Origin of the sequence: Variovorax sp. ZS18.2.2 (assembly GCF_024701975.1) — a bacterium.
Taxonomy (GTDB): domain Bacteria; phylum Pseudomonadota; class Gammaproteobacteria; order Burkholderiales; family Burkholderiaceae_C; genus Variovorax.
Map to the genome: position 1 here is coordinate 38120 of NZ_JANLNM010000015.1, position 21179 is coordinate 59298.

Annotated in this window: 24 protein-coding genes; 21 read left to right on the forward strand and 3 right to left on the reverse strand. The window is 63.8% G+C overall.

What is annotated here, in order from left to right:
* Positions 1 to 10 precede the first annotated feature (10 nt).
* From NU688_RS32865 to NU688_RS32915, 11 genes are all read left to right on the forward strand, one after another.
* The gene (locus tag NU688_RS32865) at positions 11 to 952 is read left to right on the forward strand and encodes a hypothetical protein (RefSeq protein ID WP_257865143.1); all 942 of its coding nucleotides are present in this window, start codon (positions 11 to 13) and stop codon (positions 950 to 952) included.
* Between the two features lie 36 nt (positions 953 to 988).
* Complete coding sequence (locus NU688_RS32870) at positions 989 to 2533, forward strand: TIGR03752 family integrating conjugative element protein (RefSeq protein ID WP_257865144.1); 1545 nt, start codon at positions 989 to 991, stop codon at positions 2531 to 2533.
* Complete coding sequence (locus NU688_RS32875) at positions 2526 to 3026, forward strand: TIGR03751 family conjugal transfer lipoprotein (protein WP_257865145.1); 501 nt, start codon at positions 2526 to 2528, stop codon at positions 3024 to 3026. The genes NU688_RS32870 and NU688_RS32875 overlap by 8 nt, the downstream gene beginning before the upstream one ends.
* A 185-nt stretch (positions 3027 to 3211) precedes the next feature.
* Positions 3212 to 6064 carry a conjugative transfer ATPase gene (locus tag NU688_RS32880; protein WP_374684721.1) on the forward strand — a complete coding sequence of 951 codons (2853 nt, stop codon included), beginning with the start codon at positions 3212 to 3214 and terminating at the stop codon, positions 6062 to 6064.
* Positions 6065 to 6093: 29 nt separating this feature from the next.
* Positions 6094 to 7023 (forward strand): phage Gp37/Gp68 family protein, encoded by a 930-nt coding sequence (locus NU688_RS32885; protein ID WP_257865148.1) that lies wholly within the window; start codon positions 6094 to 6096, stop codon positions 7021 to 7023.
* A gap of 82 nt (positions 7024 to 7105) precedes the next feature.
* Positions 7106 to 7561: a TIGR03757 family integrating conjugative element protein gene (locus tag NU688_RS32890; RefSeq protein ID WP_257865149.1), complete on the forward strand. Its 456-nt coding sequence runs from the start codon at positions 7106 to 7108 to the stop codon at positions 7559 to 7561.
* Positions 7562 to 7569: 8 nt separating this feature from the next.
* Positions 7570 to 9003 carry a TraU family protein gene (locus NU688_RS32895; RefSeq protein WP_257865150.1) on the forward strand — a complete coding sequence of 478 codons (1434 nt, stop codon included), beginning with the start codon at positions 7570 to 7572 and terminating at the stop codon, positions 9001 to 9003.
* A gap of 63 nt (positions 9004 to 9066) precedes the next feature.
* Positions 9067 to 10455 carry an integrating conjugative element protein gene (locus tag NU688_RS32900; RefSeq protein ID WP_257865152.1) on the forward strand — a complete coding sequence of 463 codons (1389 nt, stop codon included), beginning with the start codon at positions 9067 to 9069 and terminating at the stop codon, positions 10453 to 10455.
* Positions 10452 to 10877 (forward strand): hypothetical protein, encoded by a 426-nt coding sequence (locus NU688_RS32905; protein ID WP_257865153.1) that lies wholly within the window; start codon positions 10452 to 10454, stop codon positions 10875 to 10877. Before NU688_RS32900 ends, NU688_RS32905 begins: the two co-directional genes overlap by 4 nt.
* Before the next feature lie 158 nt (positions 10878 to 11035).
* Entirely contained in the window at positions 11036 to 11458 is a 423-nt protein-coding gene (locus NU688_RS32910; protein WP_308340354.1) for a phospholipase D family protein, read from the forward strand.
* The gene (locus tag NU688_RS32915; protein WP_257865155.1) at positions 11410 to 13119 is read left to right on the forward strand and encodes a conjugal transfer protein TraG N-terminal domain-containing protein; all 1710 of its coding nucleotides are present in this window, start codon (positions 11410 to 11412) and stop codon (positions 13117 to 13119) included. Before NU688_RS32910 ends, NU688_RS32915 begins: the two co-directional genes overlap by 49 nt.
* Before the next feature lie 17 nt (positions 13120 to 13136).
* On the opposite strand, the gene NU688_RS32920 is transcribed toward NU688_RS32915, so the two are convergent.
* Positions 13137 to 13391, reverse strand: coding sequence for a hypothetical protein (locus NU688_RS32920; protein ID WP_257865156.1), 255 nt, complete (start codon positions 13389 to 13391; stop codon positions 13137 to 13139).
* A 268-nt stretch (positions 13392 to 13659) separates the two neighbouring features.
* On the opposite strand from NU688_RS32920, the gene NU688_RS32925 reads away from it, so the two are divergent.
* Both NU688_RS32925 and NU688_RS32930 read left to right on the forward strand, forming a co-directional pair.
* Positions 13660 to 14493, forward strand: a complete 834-nt coding sequence (locus tag NU688_RS32925) for a SprT-like domain-containing protein (RefSeq protein ID WP_257865158.1) — start codon at positions 13660 to 13662, stop codon at positions 14491 to 14493.
* 113 nt (positions 14494 to 14606) lie between these two features.
* The gene (locus NU688_RS32930; RefSeq protein WP_257865159.1) at positions 14607 to 15041 is read left to right on the forward strand and encodes a hypothetical protein; all 435 of its coding nucleotides are present in this window, start codon (positions 14607 to 14609) and stop codon (positions 15039 to 15041) included.
* A gap of 49 nt (positions 15042 to 15090) precedes the next feature.
* Here NU688_RS32930 and NU688_RS32935 read toward each other — a convergent pair whose 3' ends face one another.
* Positions 15091 to 15237: a hypothetical protein gene (locus tag NU688_RS32935; protein ID WP_257865160.1), complete on the reverse strand. Its 147-nt coding sequence runs from the start codon at positions 15235 to 15237 to the stop codon at positions 15091 to 15093.
* A 341-nt stretch (positions 15238 to 15578) separates the two neighbouring features.
* On the opposite strand from NU688_RS32935, the gene NU688_RS32940 reads away from it, so the two are divergent.
* The 7 genes from NU688_RS32940 to NU688_RS34135 all read left to right on the forward strand — a co-directional run bounded on the left by NU688_RS32940 (position 15579) and on the right by NU688_RS34135 (position 19374).
* Positions 15579 to 15983: a DUF4156 domain-containing protein gene (locus NU688_RS32940; protein WP_257865161.1), complete on the forward strand. Its 405-nt coding sequence runs from the start codon at positions 15579 to 15581 to the stop codon at positions 15981 to 15983.
* 20 nt (positions 15984 to 16003) lie between these two features.
* Positions 16004 to 16498, forward strand: a complete 495-nt coding sequence (locus NU688_RS32945) for a PH domain-containing protein (RefSeq protein WP_257865163.1) — start codon at positions 16004 to 16006, stop codon at positions 16496 to 16498.
* Positions 16499 to 16522: 24 nt separating this feature from the next.
* Positions 16523 to 17299: a DsbC family protein gene (locus tag NU688_RS32950; protein ID WP_257865164.1), complete on the forward strand. Its 777-nt coding sequence runs from the start codon at positions 16523 to 16525 to the stop codon at positions 17297 to 17299.
* An 11-nt stretch (positions 17300 to 17310) separates the two neighbouring features.
* A complete protein-coding gene (locus NU688_RS32955) occupies positions 17311 to 17937 on the forward strand; it encodes a hypothetical protein (RefSeq protein WP_257865165.1) in 627 nt (208 codons plus the stop codon).
* 4 nt (positions 17938 to 17941) lie between these two features.
* Complete coding sequence (locus tag NU688_RS32960; RefSeq protein ID WP_257865166.1) at positions 17942 to 18853, forward strand: DUF3262 family protein; 912 nt, start codon at positions 17942 to 17944, stop codon at positions 18851 to 18853.
* 40 nt (positions 18854 to 18893) lie between these two features.
* Complete coding sequence (locus NU688_RS32965; RefSeq protein WP_257865167.1) at positions 18894 to 19097, forward strand: hypothetical protein; 204 nt, start codon at positions 18894 to 18896, stop codon at positions 19095 to 19097.
* A 103-nt stretch (positions 19098 to 19200) separates the two neighbouring features.
* On the forward strand, positions 19201 to 19374 hold the full coding sequence (locus tag NU688_RS34135) for a DUF3717 domain-containing protein (protein WP_374684722.1): 174 nt from the start codon (positions 19201 to 19203) through the stop codon (positions 19372 to 19374).
* A 39-nt stretch (positions 19375 to 19413) separates the two neighbouring features.
* Here NU688_RS34135 and NU688_RS32970 read toward each other — a convergent pair whose 3' ends face one another.
* Entirely contained in the window at positions 19414 to 19629 is a 216-nt protein-coding gene (locus tag NU688_RS32970; protein ID WP_257865168.1) for a hypothetical protein, read from the reverse strand.
* 471 nt (positions 19630 to 20100) lie between these two features.
* Here NU688_RS32970 and NU688_RS32975 point away from each other — a divergent pair, with 471 nt between their 5' ends.
* A complete protein-coding gene (locus NU688_RS32975; protein ID WP_257865169.1) occupies positions 20101 to 21159 on the forward strand; it encodes a TcpQ domain-containing protein in 1059 nt (352 codons plus the stop codon).
* The last annotated feature ends 20 nt before the right edge of the window (positions 21160 to 21179 follow it).

A 21179-nucleotide genomic window follows, 5' to 3' on the forward strand; every position in this document is an offset into this window, starting at 1 on the left:
AGGAGGCGATATGCAAGCCATGAAGCTCTGCCCCAGGCAAATCATCAGCACCCGCGATCGGATGTTCGATGTGTCGAGCGACGGTCGTGCGCGTTGGCGCGACGAGTCGGATCTGCACAACCTCACGAAACTTGGCCGAGGGCTGCGCGAGATTCTCGGCCCGATCGAGTCGGCGCGCTGGTGGATGTACCGGCACGCGCGCGAGCAGTACCTCGCGCTGGACATATGGGGCGAGAAGGATTCCGTGGGGATCACGCTGCGCCTGTGCGGGCGCACATTGATTGATCTGGACCCGCGAGTCGATGTTCAGTTCGAGGTGGTGGACCTGTCGGATGCCTGCCACCTGGTGCACGCGCTGTTGGTCGCGGTGGCGTCGATGCCGGAAAGTGGAACTGCTCACGCATTGCGCCTGGGTGCGGCGGTGCATTCACGCGCAGGGGACCTGGCCATGCCAGTGGCCCGTGACCGAGCGGTTGGTCCGGGATCCGAATCGAAATCGAACCCGGACACACTCTTCGAGGTTGGCAGTTCCGGCGATGTCAGCTACAGCTGTACGAAAGCCGTCGCGCTCGTGCTTGCGATGGGCGTGGACATTCGCGCTCAGGTGGGTGCCTTGGTTTCCGCGCGCTGGTGGACAGTTCCCGCGCAGAGCGAGCCCAGCACAGCGGCTGCCGCGAATGAAATCGAAGATGGGATTGGGGACCTGGCCGTGGTGCTGGAAATCCAGGGTGAACGAGGCGCATGGACCTCGCGTTTTCGGATACCGAGGGACTCGGGGGTATCCGGGAACAGCCAGATGCCGATCGACGCTCAGTCGATGCTCTCACCGTGCTTGCTGCACGACGCCACCGATGCCTTCTATCTGATGCCTCAGCTCGTGCGGCATCTTGCTGGCGATGACCGCTGCCCGCTGCCGCTGGCCTTCGCACCCCAGCTTCTCCGGCCGGCCTGACGCCACATCATCAGATTGCTTTTCAAGGAACACTCCATGGCAGTTTCAAGCAACAGACTCATCCCGATCCTGGCAGTCGTGGTACTTGCGATCGCCGGCACGGTACTGGTCAAACAGTGCGGAGGGTCGTCCCGCGAGAAGGCCGGCGAGCTGCTCAAGCAGGTTCCCGCCGCGTTGCCGGGCACCAAGGGTGCCGACCAGGACACGCCGAGCGAGACTCTCAAGTCGGTGGTGGCCTCGAACACCACGCTGCGCGACGACGTTCAGAAGGTCCTTGCGGAAAACCAGAAGCTGCGGGACGAGATGGACAGGGATCGTCGCTATGGCCCACGTCGGCGCGACGAACCTGGCGCCGCGACTTCCACCGATTCCGCCACCGGCGCAGGTGGATCGGCGAAGACAGCCGGTTCGACCGCCGAACAGGGGGGACCGGTTGACGTGTTCGGTCGGGCTTTCGACAACGCGACCAGCACCGCGGGAGAGTTGATCAGCAACCTGCCCCCATTGGGCGGAACAGGTCGTACGGCCAGCGAGTCGCGAGCCAGCGACGCCGCATCTCGCTCGAGGTCCAGCCCAACCGATACAACGACGAGCGCCGGGCCCGTCACGGGCAACGTGAGCTACAAGCTGGTGCCGCCCATGGGTTACGCCGCGCAGACTCTGCCGGCCAGTGGTTCGGACAGGCGGGGCGTACCGGTGACGCGCTTCGTGCGGACCACTGCAGGAACCGACGGCGGTGATTGGGGCGGCGGCGGTGGCCCGGCCAGCCGTGCGGCCGAGGCCGCCGCCAGTGCGCGCGTTGAGCCCAAAGACGTCCCGTACTTCACCATCCCGGAAAACGGCACGCTTGCCGGCGTGACCGCGATGTCCAGCATCATCGGGCGCGTGCCCATCGATGGGCGCGTGACCGACCCGATGCAGTTCAAGGCCATCGTCGGACGCGACAACCTCGCGGCCAATGGCTGGGAATTGCCGGACGACCTGGCCGGCATGATCGTGACCGGCGTGGCGATCGGCGACATGGCGCTCTCGTGCTCCGAAGGCAAGGTGCGCAGCATGACCTTCGTCTTCAACGACGGCAGCGTGCGCACGGTCTCCGCGCGACGTGGTGCGCTGCAGGCGAACCGGGCGGCCGGGTCTTCGGGCGCCGACGACCTGGGTTTCATTTCCGACGAGCACGGCAACCCCTGCATCCCGGGCAAGTTCGTCACCAACGCCGCTTCCTACCTTACCGACATCGTGGGCGCCAAGTCCCTGGGCGTGGCGGCGGCCGCCTTTGCCGACGCGCAACGCACGACCACCGCCACCACCAGCGGCGCCATCAATTCCTCCGTCACCGGAAGCGCGGGCAAATACGCCTTGGGCCAGGCCGCCTCGGGTGCTACCGACGAATTGACCCAGTGGCTGCTGCAGCGCCTGAAGAACAGCTTCGATGCGGTGGTCACTCCTGCTGGCCAGCGCATCGTCGTGCATCTGGATCAGGAAATCCGCATCGACAAGATGAGCAACGCACGCAAGCTGGTCTATCGCCATCAGTCCGCAGAACAACTCGCCCGAGGAGGTCGATATGGTCTTGAGTAAAACACTGACTCATGCGCGCACGTCGCCGCGCGCGCTGCTCGCAGCACTTCTCATTGCCACCTGCTTGGCAGGCTGCTCGGTCACGGGGCCGCGCGAATCTCCTCTGAACGAGGTCACGCGCGGCAGCCCGACCGTGACCGATGTGTACCGCGGCAAGACCGTGAGCACGAAGGCGTCCGAACGCACCGAGACGCCGCAGCAACTGCTGCGCCGCCAGACCTCCGCTCGAGGGGTCGCGCAGGGCGATGGCGACACGTCCCGCTACTGGTCGGCCCTGGAGCCGATGCGCCAGCGCTTCGCGCGCGTGCCCAATCCAGACTTGGTGATGGTGGTCTATCCGCATCTGGCCAAGGGCCAGTACCCGGTGCCAGGCTACGTGACCGTGTTCCCGATGTACGAGCAGGTGCAGTACGCGCTGCCGGGCGAGGTGCCCGAAGATCTGCTGGACGGGCGGGCCATTTTCGGCAAGACCGGCGACGAGGGCAAGCCTTGATGTCGCTGCTCGAAACGCTGGGATTGAAGGGGGTTGGGCTGCACACGCTCGGTTTTGGCACGGGCAAGACGGGGGCAGAAAAAAGCGGCGCGGCCGCAACGCGCGCCGCTCGAACGTCGTCCAGTAAAAGCAATACGCATGCCCATGAAGCTCCCGGTCCCCAGACCGTGGCGAATCGCCGCAAGATGGCCATGCGCCCGCCGTCGTTCACGGACTTGTTGCCCTACCTGAGCTACCAGGCCGACGAGAAAATATTCGTCCTGAAGGACGGTGCCACGCTGGGCGCCATGTTCGAGCTGGGCGCCGTAGCCACCGAAGCCCAGTCGATGAGCTACCTGATCGAGCGCGCCAGCAAGGTGCAGGAGGCCCTGCAGGCGATTCCCGAGAACGACGGCTCGCCGTGGATCGTTCAGTTCTTCCTGAACGATGACCGCAACATCGACGGCCTGAACCAGTACCTGCGCGACTACATCGCCGAGCAGCACAGGCGCGACCCCGAGCGCGCCAAGGCCATCCTCGAATCACCCTACACCACGGCGGTCCTGGAAGAATTCAGGAAGCACCTGGCGCTGGTGTCGCGCCCCGAGGGCCTGTTCACGGACACGCAGGTCACGGGGCAGACCTGGCGCGGCCAGCAGCGCCGCGTGCGCTGCTGCATCTACAAGCGCTTTGGCAAAGTCTCGGACGACCCCACGCCCGGCATGGCCCAGATGGAGGCGATGGCGATCACGCTGGAGGCGACATTGTTGGAGGCCGGCGTCACCGCGCGCCGCTGCGGCGGTCGGGACCTCTACGAATGGCTGCTGCCTTTCTTCAATCGCAAAGTGCCGTGGGCAAAGGATGCGGCCGAGTTGCTGCGCACGGCGCCCTACCCGGGGGATACGGTCCCACCCGGTGACAGGGAAGGCGTCGGAGGGACCTCGGCGCCGATGATGGACTGGGACCTGGCCGGCATGCTCAATCTCTCCGAGCCGCGCAGCGACCTGGAAGCCGGGCTCTTCGAGTTCGACGGCATGCCGGTGAAGGCGCTGACCCTGCAGGGCCTGCGCATCCAACCTTCGATCGGGCATTTCTCGGCCGAACTGCGCTCGGGCAACGAGAGCTTCGCGCGTTTCGATCGCCTGCCCGCGGGCAGCATGCTCTCGATCAGCCTGACGGTGGAGCCGCAATACAAGCTGGAGCGGCACATCGAGCGCATCCGGGATGCCTCGCGTGCCAAGACGGCGATGGCCTACGAGACGCACAAGGAGTGCGAGATGGTGCTCGCGCGCATGATCGATGGCGACAAGCTGTACCCGATGATGATGACGCTGTACATCACGGGCAACAACGTCGGCGAGGTCGACGCGGCGATTTCGCAGGCCAACGCGCTGCTGATCCCGACGGGCCTGCGCTTCGTGGCGCCGCGCCAGGACCTGGTGCCGCTGGATGCGTTCGTACGCGGACTGCCGTTCAATTTCGATCCAGCGTTCGACAACCGCAACTTGCGTCGTGCTCGCCTGACCTTTGCCTCGCAGATCGCGGCACTGCTGCCAGTCTACGGCCGCGCGCGCGGCACGCCGCATCCGGGCATGTGGTTCTGGAACCGCGGCGGTGAGCCGATCTGGATGGACCCGCTCAATCGGCTGGACCGCAAGAAGAACGCGCACATGCTGGTGCTCGGACCCACCGGCTCGGGCAAGTCGGCCACGCTGAACTATCAGGCCATGCTCACCATGGCCGTGCATCGCCCACGCCTGGTGATCGCCGACGCGGGGCGCTCCTTTGCGCTGCTGCTGGACTACTTCAAGAGCCTCGGATTGAGCACGCACAGCGTGACCTTGACCACCGACGCGCAGGTCTCACTGCCGCCTTTCGTGCACGCCCTGCGGCTGTTGCAGGACCCCGACGTCATGGAGTCCTACCACGCCGCGGAAAAACAGGCTCGCAGCAATGTCGGCTTGCCCGACGAGGAACGCATGGAGCAGGTGCTGCGCAAGGCCACCACTCTGCTGCAGGATGGAGACGACGAAGCCGCGCTCGATGGCGCTCACCCCGCCAAAGGTGATGCAGGCCAGGATGGCGACGATGACGAGGGCTCCGAGAAGCGCGATCTGCTCGGCGAGATGCTGATCGCGGCCATCATGATGATCACGGGCAGCGAAGCGCGCGAAGTCTCGCGCCTCTCCCGCGCCGATCGCTACCTCATCACGCGCGCGATCATCCGCGCGGCGGTGAATGCCAAGAGCCAGGGCAAGGCACATCCGCTGACGCATGACGTGGCCATCGAGTTGATGTCCATGCACAAGGACCCGACGCTGTCGCTCGCCCGTCAGAGCCGCGCCGAGGAGATGGGCCAGTCGATGATGTCCTTCACCCAGGGCCTGCGCGGCAAGCTCTTCAACCGGCCCGGCTCGGACTGGCCGGACGTGGACGTGACGCTGGTCGAGATGGGAACGCTCACCCAGGACGGCTACAACGATGCGCTGGCGGTGGCCTACAGCAGCCTCATCGATTCGGTGCAGTCGCGCGGCGAGCGCGCGCAAAGCGAAGATCGCCCGCTCGTCTTCCTGACGGACGAAGGCCACTTGATCACGACCAACGATCTGCTGGGTCCGAAGATCGCCAAGGGCACCAAGATGTGGCGCAAGCTCAATATCTGGTTCTGGCTGGCCACGCAGAACCTGAAGGACTTCCCGAACTCGATGGATCGAGTTCTCTCCATGTGCGAGTACTGGATGCTGCTGACGATGGACAAGTCCGAGATCGAAGATGTCTCGCGCTTTCGATCGCTCAGCGCCGAGCAGCGTCTCATGATGGAGTCGGCGCGCAAGGAGCCTGGAAAGTACACCGAGGGCGTGATCATCAATGCCAGCGGACAGTTCCTTTTCAGGAACGTGCCCCCGGCGCTGCCCATCGCCCTGGCAATGACCGAGGGTCACGAGAAAGCCCATCGGCGCCGCCTCATGGACCGGCATGGCTGCACGGAACTGGAGGCCGCGTACATGGTGGCCAGGGAACTCGAGGTCTCCAGAGACCCCGAGTCCTCCACCACCTGACTCGCGGGCTCAAGTCAAGGCAAAACTGCATGAGCGCCAACAGCAAGATCGAGTGGACCGACCACACCTTCAACCCATGGATCGGGTGCACGAAGGTCTCCAACGCTGCCACGGGCGGCGGTGGCTGCGACCACTGCTATGCCGAGGTGAGCACGCCAGCACGGGTGCTGCGCAGCAAAGGCAAGGAGACCTGGGGCACGGGCGCGCCGCGCATTCGCACAAGCGAGGCGAACTGGAAGTTGCCGCTGCGGTGGAACGCCCAGCACGCAGCCTTCTTTGCCCAGCACGGTCGCCGTCAACGCGTCTTCTGCGCCAGCTTGGCGGATGTATTCGACAACGCCGTGGCACCCGCATGGCGCGTTGACCTCATCCGCCTGATCGAGGCGACACCGAACCTTGACTGGTTGCTGCTGACCAAGCGCATCGGCAATGCGCTGGGCATGGTGCCGCACGACTGGCTGGCGTTGGACGGGTGGCCGGCGCACGTGTGGCTCGGCGCCACCGTTGTGAATCAGGTCGAAGCCGACCGCGACATCCCGAAACTGCTGGCCGTGCCAGCACGCATGCGGTTCCTCAGTATGGAGCCGCTGCTCGGCCCGGTTGATTTGCGCCTGCAGCGCCCAGCGCGCGATGAAGACCGGCAAGACCTGGACGGCTGGTGTTCCCACATCACCACTGCGGCGGGCGCGGGCATCAAGTGGGTCATCGCTGGTGGCGAGAGTGGGTTCGATGCTCGGCCCATGCATCCCGCCTGGGCCCGAAGCCTGCGCGACCAGTGCGAGGCGGCCGGCGTGCCGTACTTGTTCAAGCAATGGGGCGCGTTCTTCCCGAAGAGCAACTCCCCCGGCCTGGCTGAGCCGGACCGCAACCCCGACCTGATGATCCGCATCGGCAAGAAGGCGGCTGGCCGGCTCCTGGACGGCCGCGAATGGAACGAGGTGCCTCATGTTGCCGCCTAGCACGAAGATTTCGAGGGCTGACCAGGAACATCCGTCCCCCCGCGGCCGACGTATTCCCAAAGAACGCGCTGTCCGCCGGACCTTGTTTCGTCTCCTGATCGCCTCCCTGGGAACGGCTTGCGTTGTTGCCAGTCTCGGCGTCCATGCACAGACCTACTCCTCGGTCTACAACGGCGTCACCACCGTGGAAGTCTTCGCCAACTCGGCGATGCTGATCACGCCCACTCGCTCGGACAACTACCGCCTGCTCATCCACCGCATGGACACGATGGAGCAGGTCAAGATGGCAATCAATCAGCAGATCCCGCGCGGCGGCGAGGGGCCAGCGCGCGCCTGGTTCGCAGCCAACCAGGATCGCATCAAGCGCCAGATTCGTCCGGCTGCGATCGCAGCGGCCAATGCGATCAGCAGGGCCAACCACTACAAGATCGACCGGCTGCCGGCGATCGTTGTGAACGGCCGAGCGGTGGTCTATGGGATGACCGACGTCGACGCTGCTCTGCAGCGATATCAGGCCACGCGGGCTTTGCGCAAATGAGCACTGCAATGCAATCCACTCTTTGCCCACGTCGCGGCCTTGGAATCTTCCACCAGGCTCTGGCCAGCGCGCTGATCGTGTTCTCCACGCAGGCCGTGCTCGTGCCGACTGCGCGAGCCCAGGAACAAGTCACCGGCAACACGGCAGCCATCATCGCGGCGACGGTGCAGGGCCTGCCCAGCTGCCTGGCCTACCAGGTCACAGGCGTGTGCTTCTTTCTCAAATGCTACGTCTTCTACTGCGAGACGGAGACCTCGATCCGCGTGGCACATTACATGCCCGATGTGGTCATCAGCACCTACAACGATCCTGCCCAGCATCCCTGGGCTGACATCGGCAAGCCAGTGGCCATGGCCTTGACGCAGGCCGGCTCCTCCATGATGGGGTCGCTTCTGGACTCGTCGGCCAGCACCGCACGCGAGTCCAAGGAGGTCGTCACCTTCAAATCGGCCGATGCGATCGGCAACCCGGTCGGCGCGATCCTGGGCGGCACCAGCTCGAGCTTCGAATTCCCGGACTTCCAGGAGCTGATGAGTTTCCCGAGTTCGGAGCTGCCCAAGATCATGCAGCAATGGGCCACCGTGCCGGTGGACCTGGGCAACAACATTCTGGAAGGCGCACGCAATCAGGCGATGAATCCCGGCCAGCTGCTCGGGAGCCTGGGCAGCATGCCGGGTGAGTTCGGTGGGATGCTCAGCAGCATGGGCAACCTGGGGCTGAGCAATCCGTTTGCTGGACTCACGCCGAGCGGGGGTACGGATACCGGTGCATCGGGTGGTTCTGCTGGCACCGGCAGCAGCGGCCAACCCACCACCGGCCAGTCGTCCAGCTACCAGCAGATGCTCGACTCGATCTACAAGGGGCTGGAACAGTCCGGTGCGAGCAGCCGGGAGAACAGCAACGGCAACGCCGGCACCAGCGCCTACATATGCCCAGGCGGCGCGGGGATGCTCTCCATCCACTACAACTCGGACATCGACGCCAACTTCTGGCGCGGCAAGATCCCGCTCGAGCTGCTCTACCCGGGCAGCTGGATACCGGGCGTGGGCGAGGTCGGGAACAGCCTGATCAACACCTGGGGCGGCACTTACCCGCGCACCGGCGAACTGGTGCAGTCGCACCCAGTCAAATCTTCCGCGGTCCTGACCGCGCGTGTGAGCAGCATCATTCGCCAGGCGGCGCAGCCGCACATCTACAAGAAGCTCTCGGCCAAGGGCGAGAGCAACTACGTCTACTTCAAGCGCGGCGTCGAGCCGCGCTGGCAAGCGGTACATCCCGTGCCATCTCCGGCCTGCATCACCTTCGGCCAGAACGACTCCATCAGCCTGGGCTCCTACGGCGACTACAAGACCTCCGGCGCCGAGGGCTACATCTGGAACCTGTGGAACAAGTACGAGTGCTGCGAGCGCAAGACGCCTATTTTCTTGTTCGCCGTTCCTTGAATCGCGTTCCATCACCCCCCGCTGCATCCGCCTTGCGATTCTTCTTCTGGAGATCCCTCACTCATGAATACCCTCTCCCACCGGCTCTCTGGCGCCTTGCGGATTCGCCATGGTGTCTGTGTCGCTGCGGCGGCCACGGTCCTGGCACTGTGCATGGCGCCGGCAGCGATTGCGCAGCCGGTCTCCAACTCCACCTTGTACTACCGCCTGGGCGGCGGCTCGCCCAGCGCGGGGGCGAACAACCGCGGCCAGAATGCGATGCGCCTGGGCTTCAGCACGCGGCTGAACTACTCGTGCGGCAAGTTCGACATCGGTCTGTCCTGGTCCAACGTGATGGACGGCTTCAAGAACCTGGGCACGACCGTCTCCAACGCGGTGAAGGCGGGGATCTCATCGCTTCCGCTTTACGTACTGCAGCGCGCGCAGCCGGGCCTGTATCAGCTCTTCCAGAACTTCTCGCAGAAGGCCGACATCCTGGTTGCCGCGTCGCTGAAGTCCTGCGAGGACATGGAAGCGATGATCAAGAGCGGCCAGGATCCGTATGAGGATTGGGTCAAGGTCGCCAAGGGCGAGGCCTGGAAGGCGGAGGCAAGCGCAAGTGGTGACGTGGTCGACGCCAAGAAGAAAATCAACCGCGACGAAAAAGCCCAAAACGAAGGCGTGGCCTGGGTATTCGGGCAGAAGGCCGGCGGGGTCTCAGGGCGGCCGATCCAGCCAATCCGCGATCTGTCGGTGGCCGGCTACAACGCGACGCTCAATCGCCCGACGTCCTCCTCGTCGAGCGCGAACTTCTCGGGCAGCTCGGAGAAGTCGACCCGCCTGGTGCGCGCCTTTGCTTCGCCCGATGAACTCGCGACCTGGGCGACCGAGGTGCTGGGTGATCGGTCAATCTTCCTGTGCTCGCAGAGCACCTGCCCGCAGCCGACCACGACCAGCACCGCCACGGGCCTGGGGCCGAAGTATGAGCGCGAGCTGGACCGCGTGACGCCGGCGCTGCGGGAAATGGCGGATGCGCCTGGTGGCGATTACCGGCGCCTGTCCGACGTTTCGGCGCCAGGCATGTCGGTGAGCCCGCAGCTGGTGGATGCGCTGCGCAAGCTGCCGGCGGACAGCCGCTCGATCGCGGTCAACCGGCTATCTCAGGAGCTGAGCATGCAGCGCGTGATCGACAAGGCGTTGATCGCGCGAAATGTGCTCATCACAGGCCTGAGCCTGCCCGAGGTGACCAAGGCGGGCGAACAGACCAAGGAGGTGCAGGTGCAGATCGACCGCCTGACGCAGTACATCAACGACATGATGTTCGAGTTTCGTATCCGCAAGGAAATGACGGCGGACACGGCTCTGGCGATCATGGGCAACAGCTTCGCCAACGACAGCCGCGCCACGCGTGTGCCCGATGGCGCGCAGGGCGAGACCGCACCGCTGGTCGACGGCCGGGTCAAGACGCAGTGAACGAAGATCGCAACGGCCGCGGCAAAAGCGGCGGTGACGAAGGGGGTGAGCAACCACCGGACTTGCGCCGCCGCCACTGGCGACGTTGGATGGGCTGGCTTGCGATGGCGGCCCTCCTGCTGCTTGTCATGGGGGCGCTGCTTTCGCTGCTGCTAGAGATCCCGCTGGACGATGTGCTGGCGATCCAGACGGCGGTGCATACCTTCAAGTGGGTCGGCGTGGCGCTGCAAGGCGTGGTCATTGCAGTGATCGGCTGGAAGTGGCCGGCCATCGTGCGCTGGGGGCGCGCACGCGGCTGGGTTCGTGAACACGAAATCCGACAAGTGCTGGGTCTGCGTGCCAAGGTGGTCCTGTTCCTTGTGGTCTACCTCGTGATGGTGCCGATCGGACCGACCACGATCTGGCGGGCTTTGATGTCATGAAGTTTCGCAGCGCCACATCCAACCGGCTGTCCGCTTCTCTCGTTGCCTTGGCGGTGATGTGCGCAGCTTCATCCGTCCATGCTGAAACTGCCCCGCTCGCCGTTGGCTCGAGCGCAGAAGTCGCCTTCTCGCCGAGGGAAGGCGCCCAGGCGCTGGTGGTGCGCCTGATCGACTCAGCCCGCTCCTCGATCCGCCTGGCCGCCTACGCATTCACCTCGCCAGCGGTCACACGCGCTCTGATCGCTGCAAAGAAACGCGGCGTCGACGTGGCCGTGCTTGTGGACCACAAGAGCAACCTGGTGCAGGACGCGAGCGGCAAGGCCACGGCGGCCCTCAATGCCCTGAGCCTGGCCGGCGTGGCCACGGCAACCGTGGCCAGGTACCCGATTCACCACGACAAGTACATCGTGGTCGACGCGGCCCACGTGGAGACCGGCAGCTTCAATTTCTCGAACGCGGCCGAGTTCGGCAACAGCGAGAACGTGCTCGTGCTGTGGAACAGCCCTCAGGTCGCCCGCGCCTACCTTGCGCATTGGGCTTCGCGGTCCGCCGCATCGATGCCGTACCGGCCTGGGTTCTAACGTCGAAGGACATCGCCATGCAATTGGACAGCTATCTCGAAATCTTCACGACGATGTACGGGTGGGCCTTCGCCAACATCCTGGGCGAGATCATCACCGGCACCGGGATCATCGTGCTGCCCTTTGCACTGATCGTCTTCAATGGCTTCAAGGACGCCAAGGAGAACGGTGTCGGCGCCAGCGGCGGGGTGATGGGCGTGATCGAGTCTGTTCAGACCAAGCTCATCATCGCGATGTTCGTGCTGTCGGTGTGTTTCGCGACGACGCCGGCGACCTCGCTCATGAGCATCAACCTGAGCTACACGCCGCCGGCCTCATCGAGCGATGGATCGCCGCAGACGGGCTCGCGGGACGGCGGCACGAATTCTGGCTTCGACCGCGCAATGGCGGATGCGACCAACGGCAGCATGAGCCCGACGGGCTCGCTCTACTACGTGCCGGCGTGGTGGTTCACGGCGATGGCGATTTCTTCGGGGATCAACAACGCGGCGCGCGACGGCCTGCGCAGTGCCGGGCGCGATATCCGCATGGTGGAGGACATGGCGCGCACCGCGACGATCGAGGATCCGAGACTCCTCGCGGACATCCAGCGCTTCTACAGCGAGTGCTTCATCCCTGCGCGCAGCCGATACCTGCAGCTGGGCCCGGACGAACTCTCGGGCAGCGGCCGCGCCATCGTTGCTGACACGAACAAGGACTACGGGCCCACGGACGTGGACTGGATGGGCAGTCAGCTCTTCAGGAAAGAGCCGGGCTTTTATGACACCATGCGCTCGTACAACCCGGTGGCCGGGTTTGCGATCGATGCATCGCGCGATAAGGATTTCGAGCGCACAGCGCCGGCGGGATCTCCCGAGGCGAGTTTCACACTGCCGCAGTGGGGGCGACCCACCTGCAACCAGTGGTGGGAATCCTCGAATGGATTGCGCAGCCGCATGGTGGACCATTCGGCGACATGGAGAAAACTCACCTCGGCCGCCGCGGACGCCTTTTCCTGGACCAGCGACGACCAGCGCCTGGATACTTTCGCCAAGCTGGCTCAGACCAAGGCCAATCCGCACATGGTGGATACGGATCGGATCATGGGCAACGACTACGACACGCTCACGAAGATCGGGCGCACATTCACTGGAGCGGCCAGCACCGTGGGGCTGAGCATCAAGGCCGTCATGGCGTCGGTGGAGATGATGCCGCTGATGCAAGGCCTGCCGATGATGCAGGCCCTCATCCTCATGGGCCTGTACATGTTCCTGCCTCTGATCACGTTCCTGAGCGGCTTCGACCTGAAGATCATGTTCTACGGCGCCATCGGCATCTTCACGGTGAAGTTCTGGGCCGTGATGTGGATGATCGCCAACTGGGTGGATGCGCACCTGATCGCAGCGCTCTACCCCGGCATGCAGGGGAACATGTTCATCCAGGAGATCACACAGATGACGAACGGCGCAATCCCGCCGGGTTACAAGCGCATGTTGCTCAACACGTTGCTGATGGCGATGTTCGTCTTCCTGCCATTGCTGTGGTCGGGGATGATGGCCTGGATTGGGATCAGGGTTGGGCAATCACTGAATGAACTCGCGAGGCCCGCGAAAGAGGCATCATCTGAAGCAACGAAAGCAACCGGGCAAGCCGTTACCAAGGGCGTCGGGCGAAGAAAATAACTTACCTGCAAACTTGTTCAACTCTCGTCGAACATATCTCTGTAATAGGCCAACTCTCCCGCATCAATTGCATTCTCATAATATGCGTCAAGTGCACCTGCGTACGAGCCGATTGGTCCACTTGCTGGTGGGGTATCGGTCGTATACAGCGGTGGATTCTTGATTACCTCCCACAGCGCCTCTCCCGCAACCCCCGCGAGGATGCCGGTGACGCGCAGGCCGAGCCTGGAGCCGTGCTTGACCAGGCGAGCGAGGTAATGGAGATCGATCATGGTGTGTTTCCTTCGGAGTTGATGGATGGAAGTAACCCCGGAGTGCTCCCCATGCGACCCAGTCACGCATCGTCGATGCGGCCGAGCCCTGCCGCCTGTGGCGCAAGTTGAAAATGACTGTGCCGCACGGCCGCGGTGTCGTCAAGAAATGATCCATACCTTGACTGTGGGCGGGTCGCCTCAATGCGACAGTTGATGGAACTCGATAACGTATTGCGCAATACAAACATAGCCCAGCATGATGCCTATGTCAAACGCAGACTCTCCCGTGGCCGCCGGCATCATCTCGGCGTCGGTGGTATCGCCTTCCTCGTTCCCCACCCAGCAGACCTACGGGGAATTGCAGCTGGCCTACGATTTCTTCAACGAATCGCTCTTTGACGGCAAGCTTCCCAGCTGTCTCATCACGCTGCAGCGCGAAAAGAGAACCTGCGGCTACTTTTCCGCCAAGCGCTTTGTCAACACGCGCGGCGAGATGACCGACGAGATCGCCATGAACCCGGCCTACTTCGCGGTGGTGCCGATCGTGGAGACGATGCAGACGCTGGTGCACGAGATGTGCCATCTGTGGCAACACCATTTCGGCACACCCGGGCGAGGCCGCTATCACAACGAGCAGTGGGCGGCCAGGATGGAAGGCGTCGGGCTGATGCCCTCCTCCACCGGCCAGCCCGGCGGCAAGCGCACGGGCGACCACATGGCCGACTATGCGATCGAGGGAGGACGGTTCCTCAAGGCCTGCGCGGACCTGGTCACCCGGGCCTTCACCCTCAGCTGGTACGACCGGTACCCGGCCGCCGAGCATGTGCGCTTCGGCCTGGCCAGCCATGCGACGACCCTCGCGGCGACGTTTGGCGGCGGCGCAACGCCCTTGGCGGCCAGCGCGGCGATGGCCATCATGATGCAAGGTGGGGCCGCCGGCGTTGCCGGCATGGGTTCGGTCGGCGGCGTCATTGGTGCTGTGGGCGCCGGCGATACGGCCGCGGCCGCCAACAAGTCCAACCGCGCGAAATACGCTTGTGCGTGCGGCTTCCAGGTCTGGGGCAAGCCCGGCCTGAAGATTCTTTGCGCCGAATGCATGGCGCCGTTCGAACCGCAGTAATTCCCTGTCCTGACTGCCCAGTCATGACGGACGGAACCTACCTCTAGAATATTTTGCTTCCACGTGGATCGGGATCGGCACGGGAACTCAAGGGATAAGGGATGAATACAAAAATGACTTCACGTACGCTGGACAGGGATCTTGTCAGGGTGCTCCGAGCCGTGGCGCACACCAACTTGTCGCCGCTCGGCGCGATCGCATCGACCACCGGGATGACCGTGCATGAGCCGCTACAGGTGCTGCGCAACAAGGGCTATGTCCGCGAACACGGCGGCGTACAGGGCGGGGGCATGCCAGTCCTGCTGTACTCGATCACCCCCAAGGGCAAGGAGGCGCTTCAGGCCCTCGAGATAGAGCCGTCCGATGGAATGCTCTCGGCCCGGGCACAAGGCCCGAGCGCACCGCCGACCAAGCACTATGACGGCGCTGAAATGCGGCCCAGCACAGTGCGAGCCGGCTCCATGGATGCCTTCAAGTATCCGAGTCGCGTGGGCAACAGCCTGCATCACGTGGATGGAACCGTCACGAAGGTCGATCCGGCACGTTGAACTAGATTTGAAACATGCCCCGGGTAGTCGGATCCCGGCGGCCGGGCCTTCAGCAAATCGGGCCGCGCGCCTTGATCCAGGCGAAGCAGTGGCTTCGCAGCTTGTCGATCAAGTCCAGGGTCTCGGACAGAGATGCCACGCGGCTAGGCTCTGCGTGCATGGCGTGGATCGTGTCGTCCCGCATGATCTCGACCATCGCGCCGGGGACTCCAGGTTCTCCCGGCGAAGGCTCGTGACCTGAATGGACGAAGTACCGCAATGTCCAGCCAGCGTGCTCTTCTGAATGGAAAGGCTTGTGCATCGTTTGGGCCTATGAAGGCTCTCCATTTTCAAGCTGAGGACTCAACCGGCGGGGACCTTTGCCCGTGGCTTTGACCGACGGCATCGCTTGCCCGGCGATGCTATCAAAAGTCCGGCCCGATGCGCCCATCCTTCCTCCCCTACCAGACAAGTCATCACTCCGCAAGCGAAAACCCGGCGCGAGTTTTCGACGGTTTTGGCGAGACGTCGCCGATCCGGCTGCATAAAGTGCGGTGAATGAACTCACGCAACCTCGCACGCTCCCCCGTACGCAGTTTCGAGCGCCATTTCGTCGGACGACTTGCTCTGGCGCTTCCGGTGCTTGCCGTCCTCGGTCTGTCCGGCTGCGCCTCCACTGCGGTCACGCCCCAAGGCGCGAGCGTCGAGCTCGTCACGCAAAAGCCGCCCGGCTGCAGGCTTCTGGGCGAAGCCATCGGCAGTCAGGGCAACGCCTTCAGCGGCGATTTCACCAGCAACAACAACCTTCTGCAGGGCGCGCGCAACGACCTTCGCAACAAGGCCGCCGCTATGGGCGGCAATGTCGCGCAGATCCAGAACGCGCTGAACGCCACCCACCCCTACAGTTCGGGCGCGATCAGCTCCAGTGTGGTGGCGAACGTTTACGCCTGCCCCAGGAAGTAAGCACAAGGGATGCAAGCATCGTGCGGGATCCACACCGATCACCGGCGGCGGCTTTACTGGACGCGGATGGCGCGCGAACCACAAGCCCGGGCGATGCTGCGGAGACCACCCTGCTGTGGTCATCCAGCGAAGGCCAGGTTTCCAATGCCACAGCGTTCATCCTGGCCGTGCTTCTGTGCTGGCTGGTCCTGCCGGTCATCTACGCTGCCTACAGGTGTCTGCGCACTTCCTTTCACCGCTACGAGCTGACGGACCAGCGCCTGATCGAGCGCTCGGGCATTTTGGTCAAGCGCATCGAGACGCTGGAGCTGTACCGCGTCAAGGACATTTCGGTGGACAGCACGCTGGCCCAAAGTCTCTTTGGCCGCGGCCAGGTGATTCTGCAAACCACGGACAGTACCTCGCCCCAGTTGTTGATCCAGGCTGTAGCCGGGCCGGACCAGGTCTCCCAACTGATCCGCAACCAGGTCGAGCGATGCCGCATCGCGCGTGGTGTGCGGGCTTTCGATTTCTGATCTTCATCCTTCAAGGACCTGCCCATGTTCTCTCTTCGCTCGTTGCGCAGCACGGCAGCAACCGTAGTCCAGGTACTGGCACTGTCGATGTCTCTCTGCACCATCAGCACCAGCGCCCATGCCGGCGACGTGCCTGCCGTTGCAGCATCCACGCTCAACAAGATCCGCGCGGCCGTGCAAGCCAACACGCAGGGCAAAGTACCGGTGGACGCCGTGGCGGCCACACCGATCGCCGGCGTCTACCAGATCGCCTCGGGCGGCGAGGTCTTCTATGTAGACACGAGCGGGCGATATAGCTTCGTAGGTGGAGTTCTCATCGACACGAAGACCCAAGCCGACCTGACCCAGCCGGTGCTCGACAAGCTGCAGGCCATCGATTTCAAGTCACTGCCGCTTGAGTTGGCGATCAAGGAGGTCCACGGCAACGGCTCACGCAAGATGGCGTTGTTCGAGGACCCGAACTGCCCGATTTGCCGCGTCTTCACGAAGTTCGTGGACCAGATCGAAGACGTGACGGTGTACCGTTTCATCTACCCGGTGATCTCACCGCAGTCGGAGCAACTCGCGCGCGTCGCGTGGTGCTCCTCGGACCGGGCCTCGACCTGGAAGAGCATCATGAACGGTGCGAGGCCCGCGGGAAGCGAAGCGTGCGACACGCGCGGCATCGCCGACATCCTGAAGATCGGCATGAACTACCGCATCCAGAATACGCCCACGGTGGTGCTGGCCAGCGGCAAGCGCCTGGTGGGCGCCACGCCGCCGGAGAATTTCCTGCAGGAGCTTGAGGCTGGCGGACGATGAGGGACGCAACAATGAGCAACGCTCGCACCATTCTTCGCTGGTTGATCTCTGCGCTCATGGGCGTCGTTGTGACGCATGCCTCTGTCGCGCAGCAACTCGCCCAGCCGCTGGCAGCACCCCTTCGCGCGCCATCGACGATGAGCTGGCGATCGATGGCGCTGGTCGTCTTCGAGTCGACAAACTTCAAGTCCACCGGGACCGAGGCGGATCGGCAGGTGCTGTCGAACATCTGGCGGAAGGAGCTCGCGCAGGCGGGGTATCGGGACCCCGCCAAGGGGCAGCGCTTTCCGAGCTTTGTGCTGATCGGCGCTGTCGAGCAGGATAGCGACAGGTATGTCTTGAGCATCTATCAAAGTGCCCGCTACGACTGCGAGTTGGCCCCCAATGGTGCCAGCGCCAATCAGCTCTATGCCAAGTGTCCGCTTCGCGTCAGCAAGTTCTCCGCTAACGGCAGGACCTCTACTCAGGACTTCCCTGGGTACTGCATGCTGTTCGTCGACGATCCGGACAACCCGCGGCAAAAAAATCACATCGAGTACGCATTCGACAGGAAGACGGCGACCGTTTTCCTTCGAACGATTCAGTACGGCAAAGAGGTCGGCGAGTGCAGTCGATCCATTCGTTTGACTGCGGGCTGATGCCATGGTCCATCGTTTTCTTGTTCGCAGCGAATGGCTGCTTGGATGGCTCGTTCTGGTGCCGGCCATAGCCATCGCTGCGATAGTGACCGCGGCACAGATCGCTGCGGCTATTCAGAACTCCCCCTTCGCCAACCAATGGCTGCGCGACAACGCCAATGCAGTCGCAAACCTGGCGATCAATGTCGAGAGCCGAGGCGATACCGCAGCCTTCAACGGCTCATGCTGTTATGGCGTCTTGCAGATGAACACCTCCAACATCGCGGCCTTCACGAATCTCACGCCCGAGCAGTATCGGCGCGCAAGCCTCCAGGACCAGGTGAACGCGTGGTCCGAGCTGACCGTCCAGGCGCTTCAGGCGAAGGCGCCTCGCACTCTTGCCGGCATGTCGAGTTTCGACGGTCGCCCGGTCGATGACCATCTCGTGCTGGCCTGCGTCCAGCTCGGCATCGGCAATTGCCAGCGCATGCTCAACGCCGGGCGCTGCGCTGCCTTCGCCGACAGCAACGGCACCACGATCTGTTCCATGGCGGACCGCATCAACGGCACGGGCGCATCGACGGGATCCGGCACCGGCAGCGGCGGCAGCACGGGAGGGACCGGTTCCACCGGCGGCGGCTCACAACCCGTGGAGATCAGCGCGACCTGCATTCGCGACGCATCTGGCGCCTGCGTGCCGATTTCCGAGGCGCTTCGCAACGGCTTTCTGCGCGGCTCGGGCGTCAAGATGGAAACACTGCGCTTCGCCATCCAGGGCCTGACCTTCGCGATCACGCTGCTGATCATCGGCTGGATGAGTCTGGGCTTGTGGCAGGAGTACGCGGCCGGCAGGATCGTCAAGGCCGAACTGCTGATCGCCAGCAAGGGCCTTGGCGTGATCGCCATCGCTGTATTGATCGCGATGTCGCTCACGTAGGTGGGCCTCGCGTCGCCCCTACTAAACGCAAGGTATTTGCATGGACCCGCCTCTCGACGACCAGGAACTGCAAGCATGGAGCGTGACTGCCCGGCTCGCAGCTGTGCCTCATATCGTCATCGAGCAATTGCCCGAGGAAGTCCGTCTGCTGATTCAAGAAGCAAAAGATATCCACCCACAAATGGCGGCTGGTGCTGCTGCGCGAGAAGCGCCGACGATCAATGCAGTCGCACCCGCCCGCTGACGCTCCAATTCGGCCAGATGTCGGCATCCTCTCCGACATCAGAGTCCATGGTGCTGCCTTGAGCTTGAACCTTCAAACCGTTCAACAGGCCCTCGATCGTTGCATGCGTGCGCACCCGCCCTCGGGTATGGAACGACGGCTTCACGTCGATGCCAACGCCATGGCCGAACTTTGGGCTCGGATGCTGGTGACACGCACGACCTCCGTGGTGATCAACGATGTCGACCCGGATACTTTGGCCGCGCTGAATCGGTGGAGCACAGTCCAGGGGACCTGATCGAGTGCCCACACCGCCAGCGGCACAGGGCAGCCAAGGTCACAACCTTCGCCCGCCAATGCGCACCGATGGACCGTCGATCGAATCTCGGCGTTCAATCCAATGTGAGCCCGCGCCGTATGTACGCAGCGCGATGTCCAGGATGACCTTGAGCCGATGCCAGCGCTCGGGCGTTGCCTCCTCCCATTCGTTGTAGGCGGCCATGAGGCTGCCCGAGAGGTACACGACATCGGAATGCCGGGCGAGACGGATCATGTGTTGCATGGCGTTCAAGTGCCCCCAGGCGGATGAGTAGCCCCGAGTTCGCATGCGCAGCGTTTGTTGGATCCCCCGGTGCGAGTGCACGGCCTGCTGTTGCGCTGACCCGCAGTACCCGGAGCGGCTCGGGCTGGATGTTACGGCGCGCCCATAAGAAAGAACCCGCCGAAGCGGGTTTCAAGGGCAGCCCGAAGGGAGGGAGAGTCAGCGGAACGTTGGGCTGCCTGCTGCCAATGTAGCAGACGCCAGTGACGTAGGGCCATCGATTTGAGCTGCTCGCAGCGCTTTCAATCCCCCTACACCAGATTTCCATCGCATGCAACCGGAAACCGTTCGCCACGTCGCGAGCGGTTTCCGATTGAGGGCGGCGTCGGGCCAACGAACACTGCCTGCCACGGACGACGCAGTTTCGCGTTGCCGGGGTCCGGCGTGAGCACCGGGCATGTTTCTGTTGCCGAGGGAGTTCGAATGCACCTGGTCCATCGCCATCCCATCCTGCTTGCAGCGGGAGCGCTGCTGTGGGGCCTGGTCGGCCCTTTGTGGGCTCAATCGCAGTTCGACCCCATCGTTGTCGACGGCGCCGCCGCCAGGCCCGAATTGCGAATCGGCCGCTACACCACGCAGAGCGCCGAGCCGGCCGTCGATGCAAGCGATCCGCTCGCCGTGGTCGCGCAGATCAGCTTTCCGCGCGCCACCATACGCACCATCGGAGACGCCGTGCAGCACACGCTGCTGCGCACCGGCTACACCCTTGCCGACCCCACGGGTCTCTCGCCCGAGGCAAGCAGCTTCCTGAATCTGTCGCTGCCAGAGTCGCAGCGCGAGATCGGACCCTACCGGGTCAGAGCAATCCTGGACGTGCTGCTCGGAAGCACCTGGAAGTGGCAGCTTGATCCCGTACGGCGGCGCCTCTGGTTCACGGTCGATGCGGCCTATGCCGACCTGCTGCCGCCATCAACGCCGATATCTGCCAAGCCAGTCTCTTCCGACGCGGGTGAGGCCATGGTGACGCTCGAGCCTGTGCGATCCCCCTCCCCCCAATTCCAGACCGAAGCCATCGTCCCCGGGTCGTTGCCGGCGAAGCTCTCGCCGGCAACGACTGTCACCACAGCATCCGGGACAGCGCAAGCGATAACAGCCAAGGCGCCGGCGATGCCAGCTACCGCGGTCGTCGCATCGCCCGTGGTGCCGCCATCGACTGGCAGATCCGCTGCGGATTCAAACACCGAGCCTGCCACCAGCACGGTTGCGCCTTCGAACTGGACCGTCGCAGATGAGCCCACCTTGCGCGACGTGGTCTCGCGGTGGGCGTCTCTTGGCGGCATCCAGCTTCACTGGGTCAGCCCGCGAAACCTGCCCATCGACACCGAGATTCGCGGCACGTACTCGGGCAGCTTCAAGCAGGCCCTGGTTCAGTTGGCGGACAAGTTCGGTGCGCTGGAAGCGCCATTCGGTTTTCGCTTCCTGGACAACGGGACAGTGTTGAGGGTCTATGACCTGGCCGACCTCACCGCGACCGGCAAGTGATGCCGTGCGCATCGGTCATT

Bases quoted from the DNA above. Each gene is read 5' to 3' on its own strand.
- NU688_RS32880 (WP_374684721.1), top strand. From the start codon at position 3,212: ATGGCCATGCGCCCGCCGTCGTTCACGGACTTGTTGCCCTACCTGAGC.
- NU688_RS32895 (WP_257865150.1), top strand. From the start codon at position 7,570: ATGCAATCCACTCTTTGCCCACGTCGCGGCCTTGGAATCTTCCACCAG.
- NU688_RS32935 (WP_257865160.1), bottom strand. From the start codon at position 15,237: ATGGTCGAGATCATGCGGGACGACACGATCCACGCCATGCACGCAGAG.
- NU688_RS34135 (WP_374684722.1), top strand. From the start codon at position 19,201: ATGCGTGCGCACCCGCCCTCGGGTATGGAACGACGGCTTCACGTCGAT.
- NU688_RS32965 (WP_257865167.1), top strand. From the start codon at position 18,894: ATGGACCCGCCTCTCGACGACCAGGAACTGCAAGCATGGAGCGTGACT.
- NU688_RS32885 (WP_257865148.1), top strand. From the start codon at position 6,094: ATGAGCGCCAACAGCAAGATCGAGTGGACCGACCACACCTTCAACCCA.
- NU688_RS32930 (WP_257865159.1), top strand. From the start codon at position 14,607: ATGACTTCACGTACGCTGGACAGGGATCTTGTCAGGGTGCTCCGAGCC.
- NU688_RS32865 (WP_257865143.1), top strand. From the start codon at position 11: ATGCAAGCCATGAAGCTCTGCCCCAGGCAAATCATCAGCACCCGCGAT.
- NU688_RS32970 (WP_257865168.1), bottom strand. From the start codon at position 19,629: ATGATCCGTCTCGCCCGGCATTCCGATGTCGTGTACCTCTCGGGCAGC.
- NU688_RS32955 (WP_257865165.1), top strand. From the start codon at position 17,311: ATGAGCAACGCTCGCACCATTCTTCGCTGGTTGATCTCTGCGCTCATG.
- NU688_RS32900 (WP_257865152.1), top strand. From the start codon at position 9,067: ATGAATACCCTCTCCCACCGGCTCTCTGGCGCCTTGCGGATTCGCCAT.
- NU688_RS32870 (WP_257865144.1), top strand. From the start codon at position 989: ATGGCAGTTTCAAGCAACAGACTCATCCCGATCCTGGCAGTCGTGGTA.
- NU688_RS32975 (WP_257865169.1), top strand. From the start codon at position 20,101: ATGCACCTGGTCCATCGCCATCCCATCCTGCTTGCAGCGGGAGCGCTG.
- NU688_RS32950 (WP_257865164.1), top strand. From the start codon at position 16,523: ATGTTCTCTCTTCGCTCGTTGCGCAGCACGGCAGCAACCGTAGTCCAG.
- NU688_RS32920 (WP_257865156.1), bottom strand. From the start codon at position 13,391: ATGATCGATCTCCATTACCTCGCTCGCCTGGTCAAGCACGGCTCCAGG.
- NU688_RS32960 (WP_257865166.1), top strand. From the start codon at position 17,942: ATGGTCCATCGTTTTCTTGTTCGCAGCGAATGGCTGCTTGGATGGCTC.
- NU688_RS32940 (WP_257865161.1), top strand. From the start codon at position 15,579: ATGAACTCACGCAACCTCGCACGCTCCCCCGTACGCAGTTTCGAGCGC.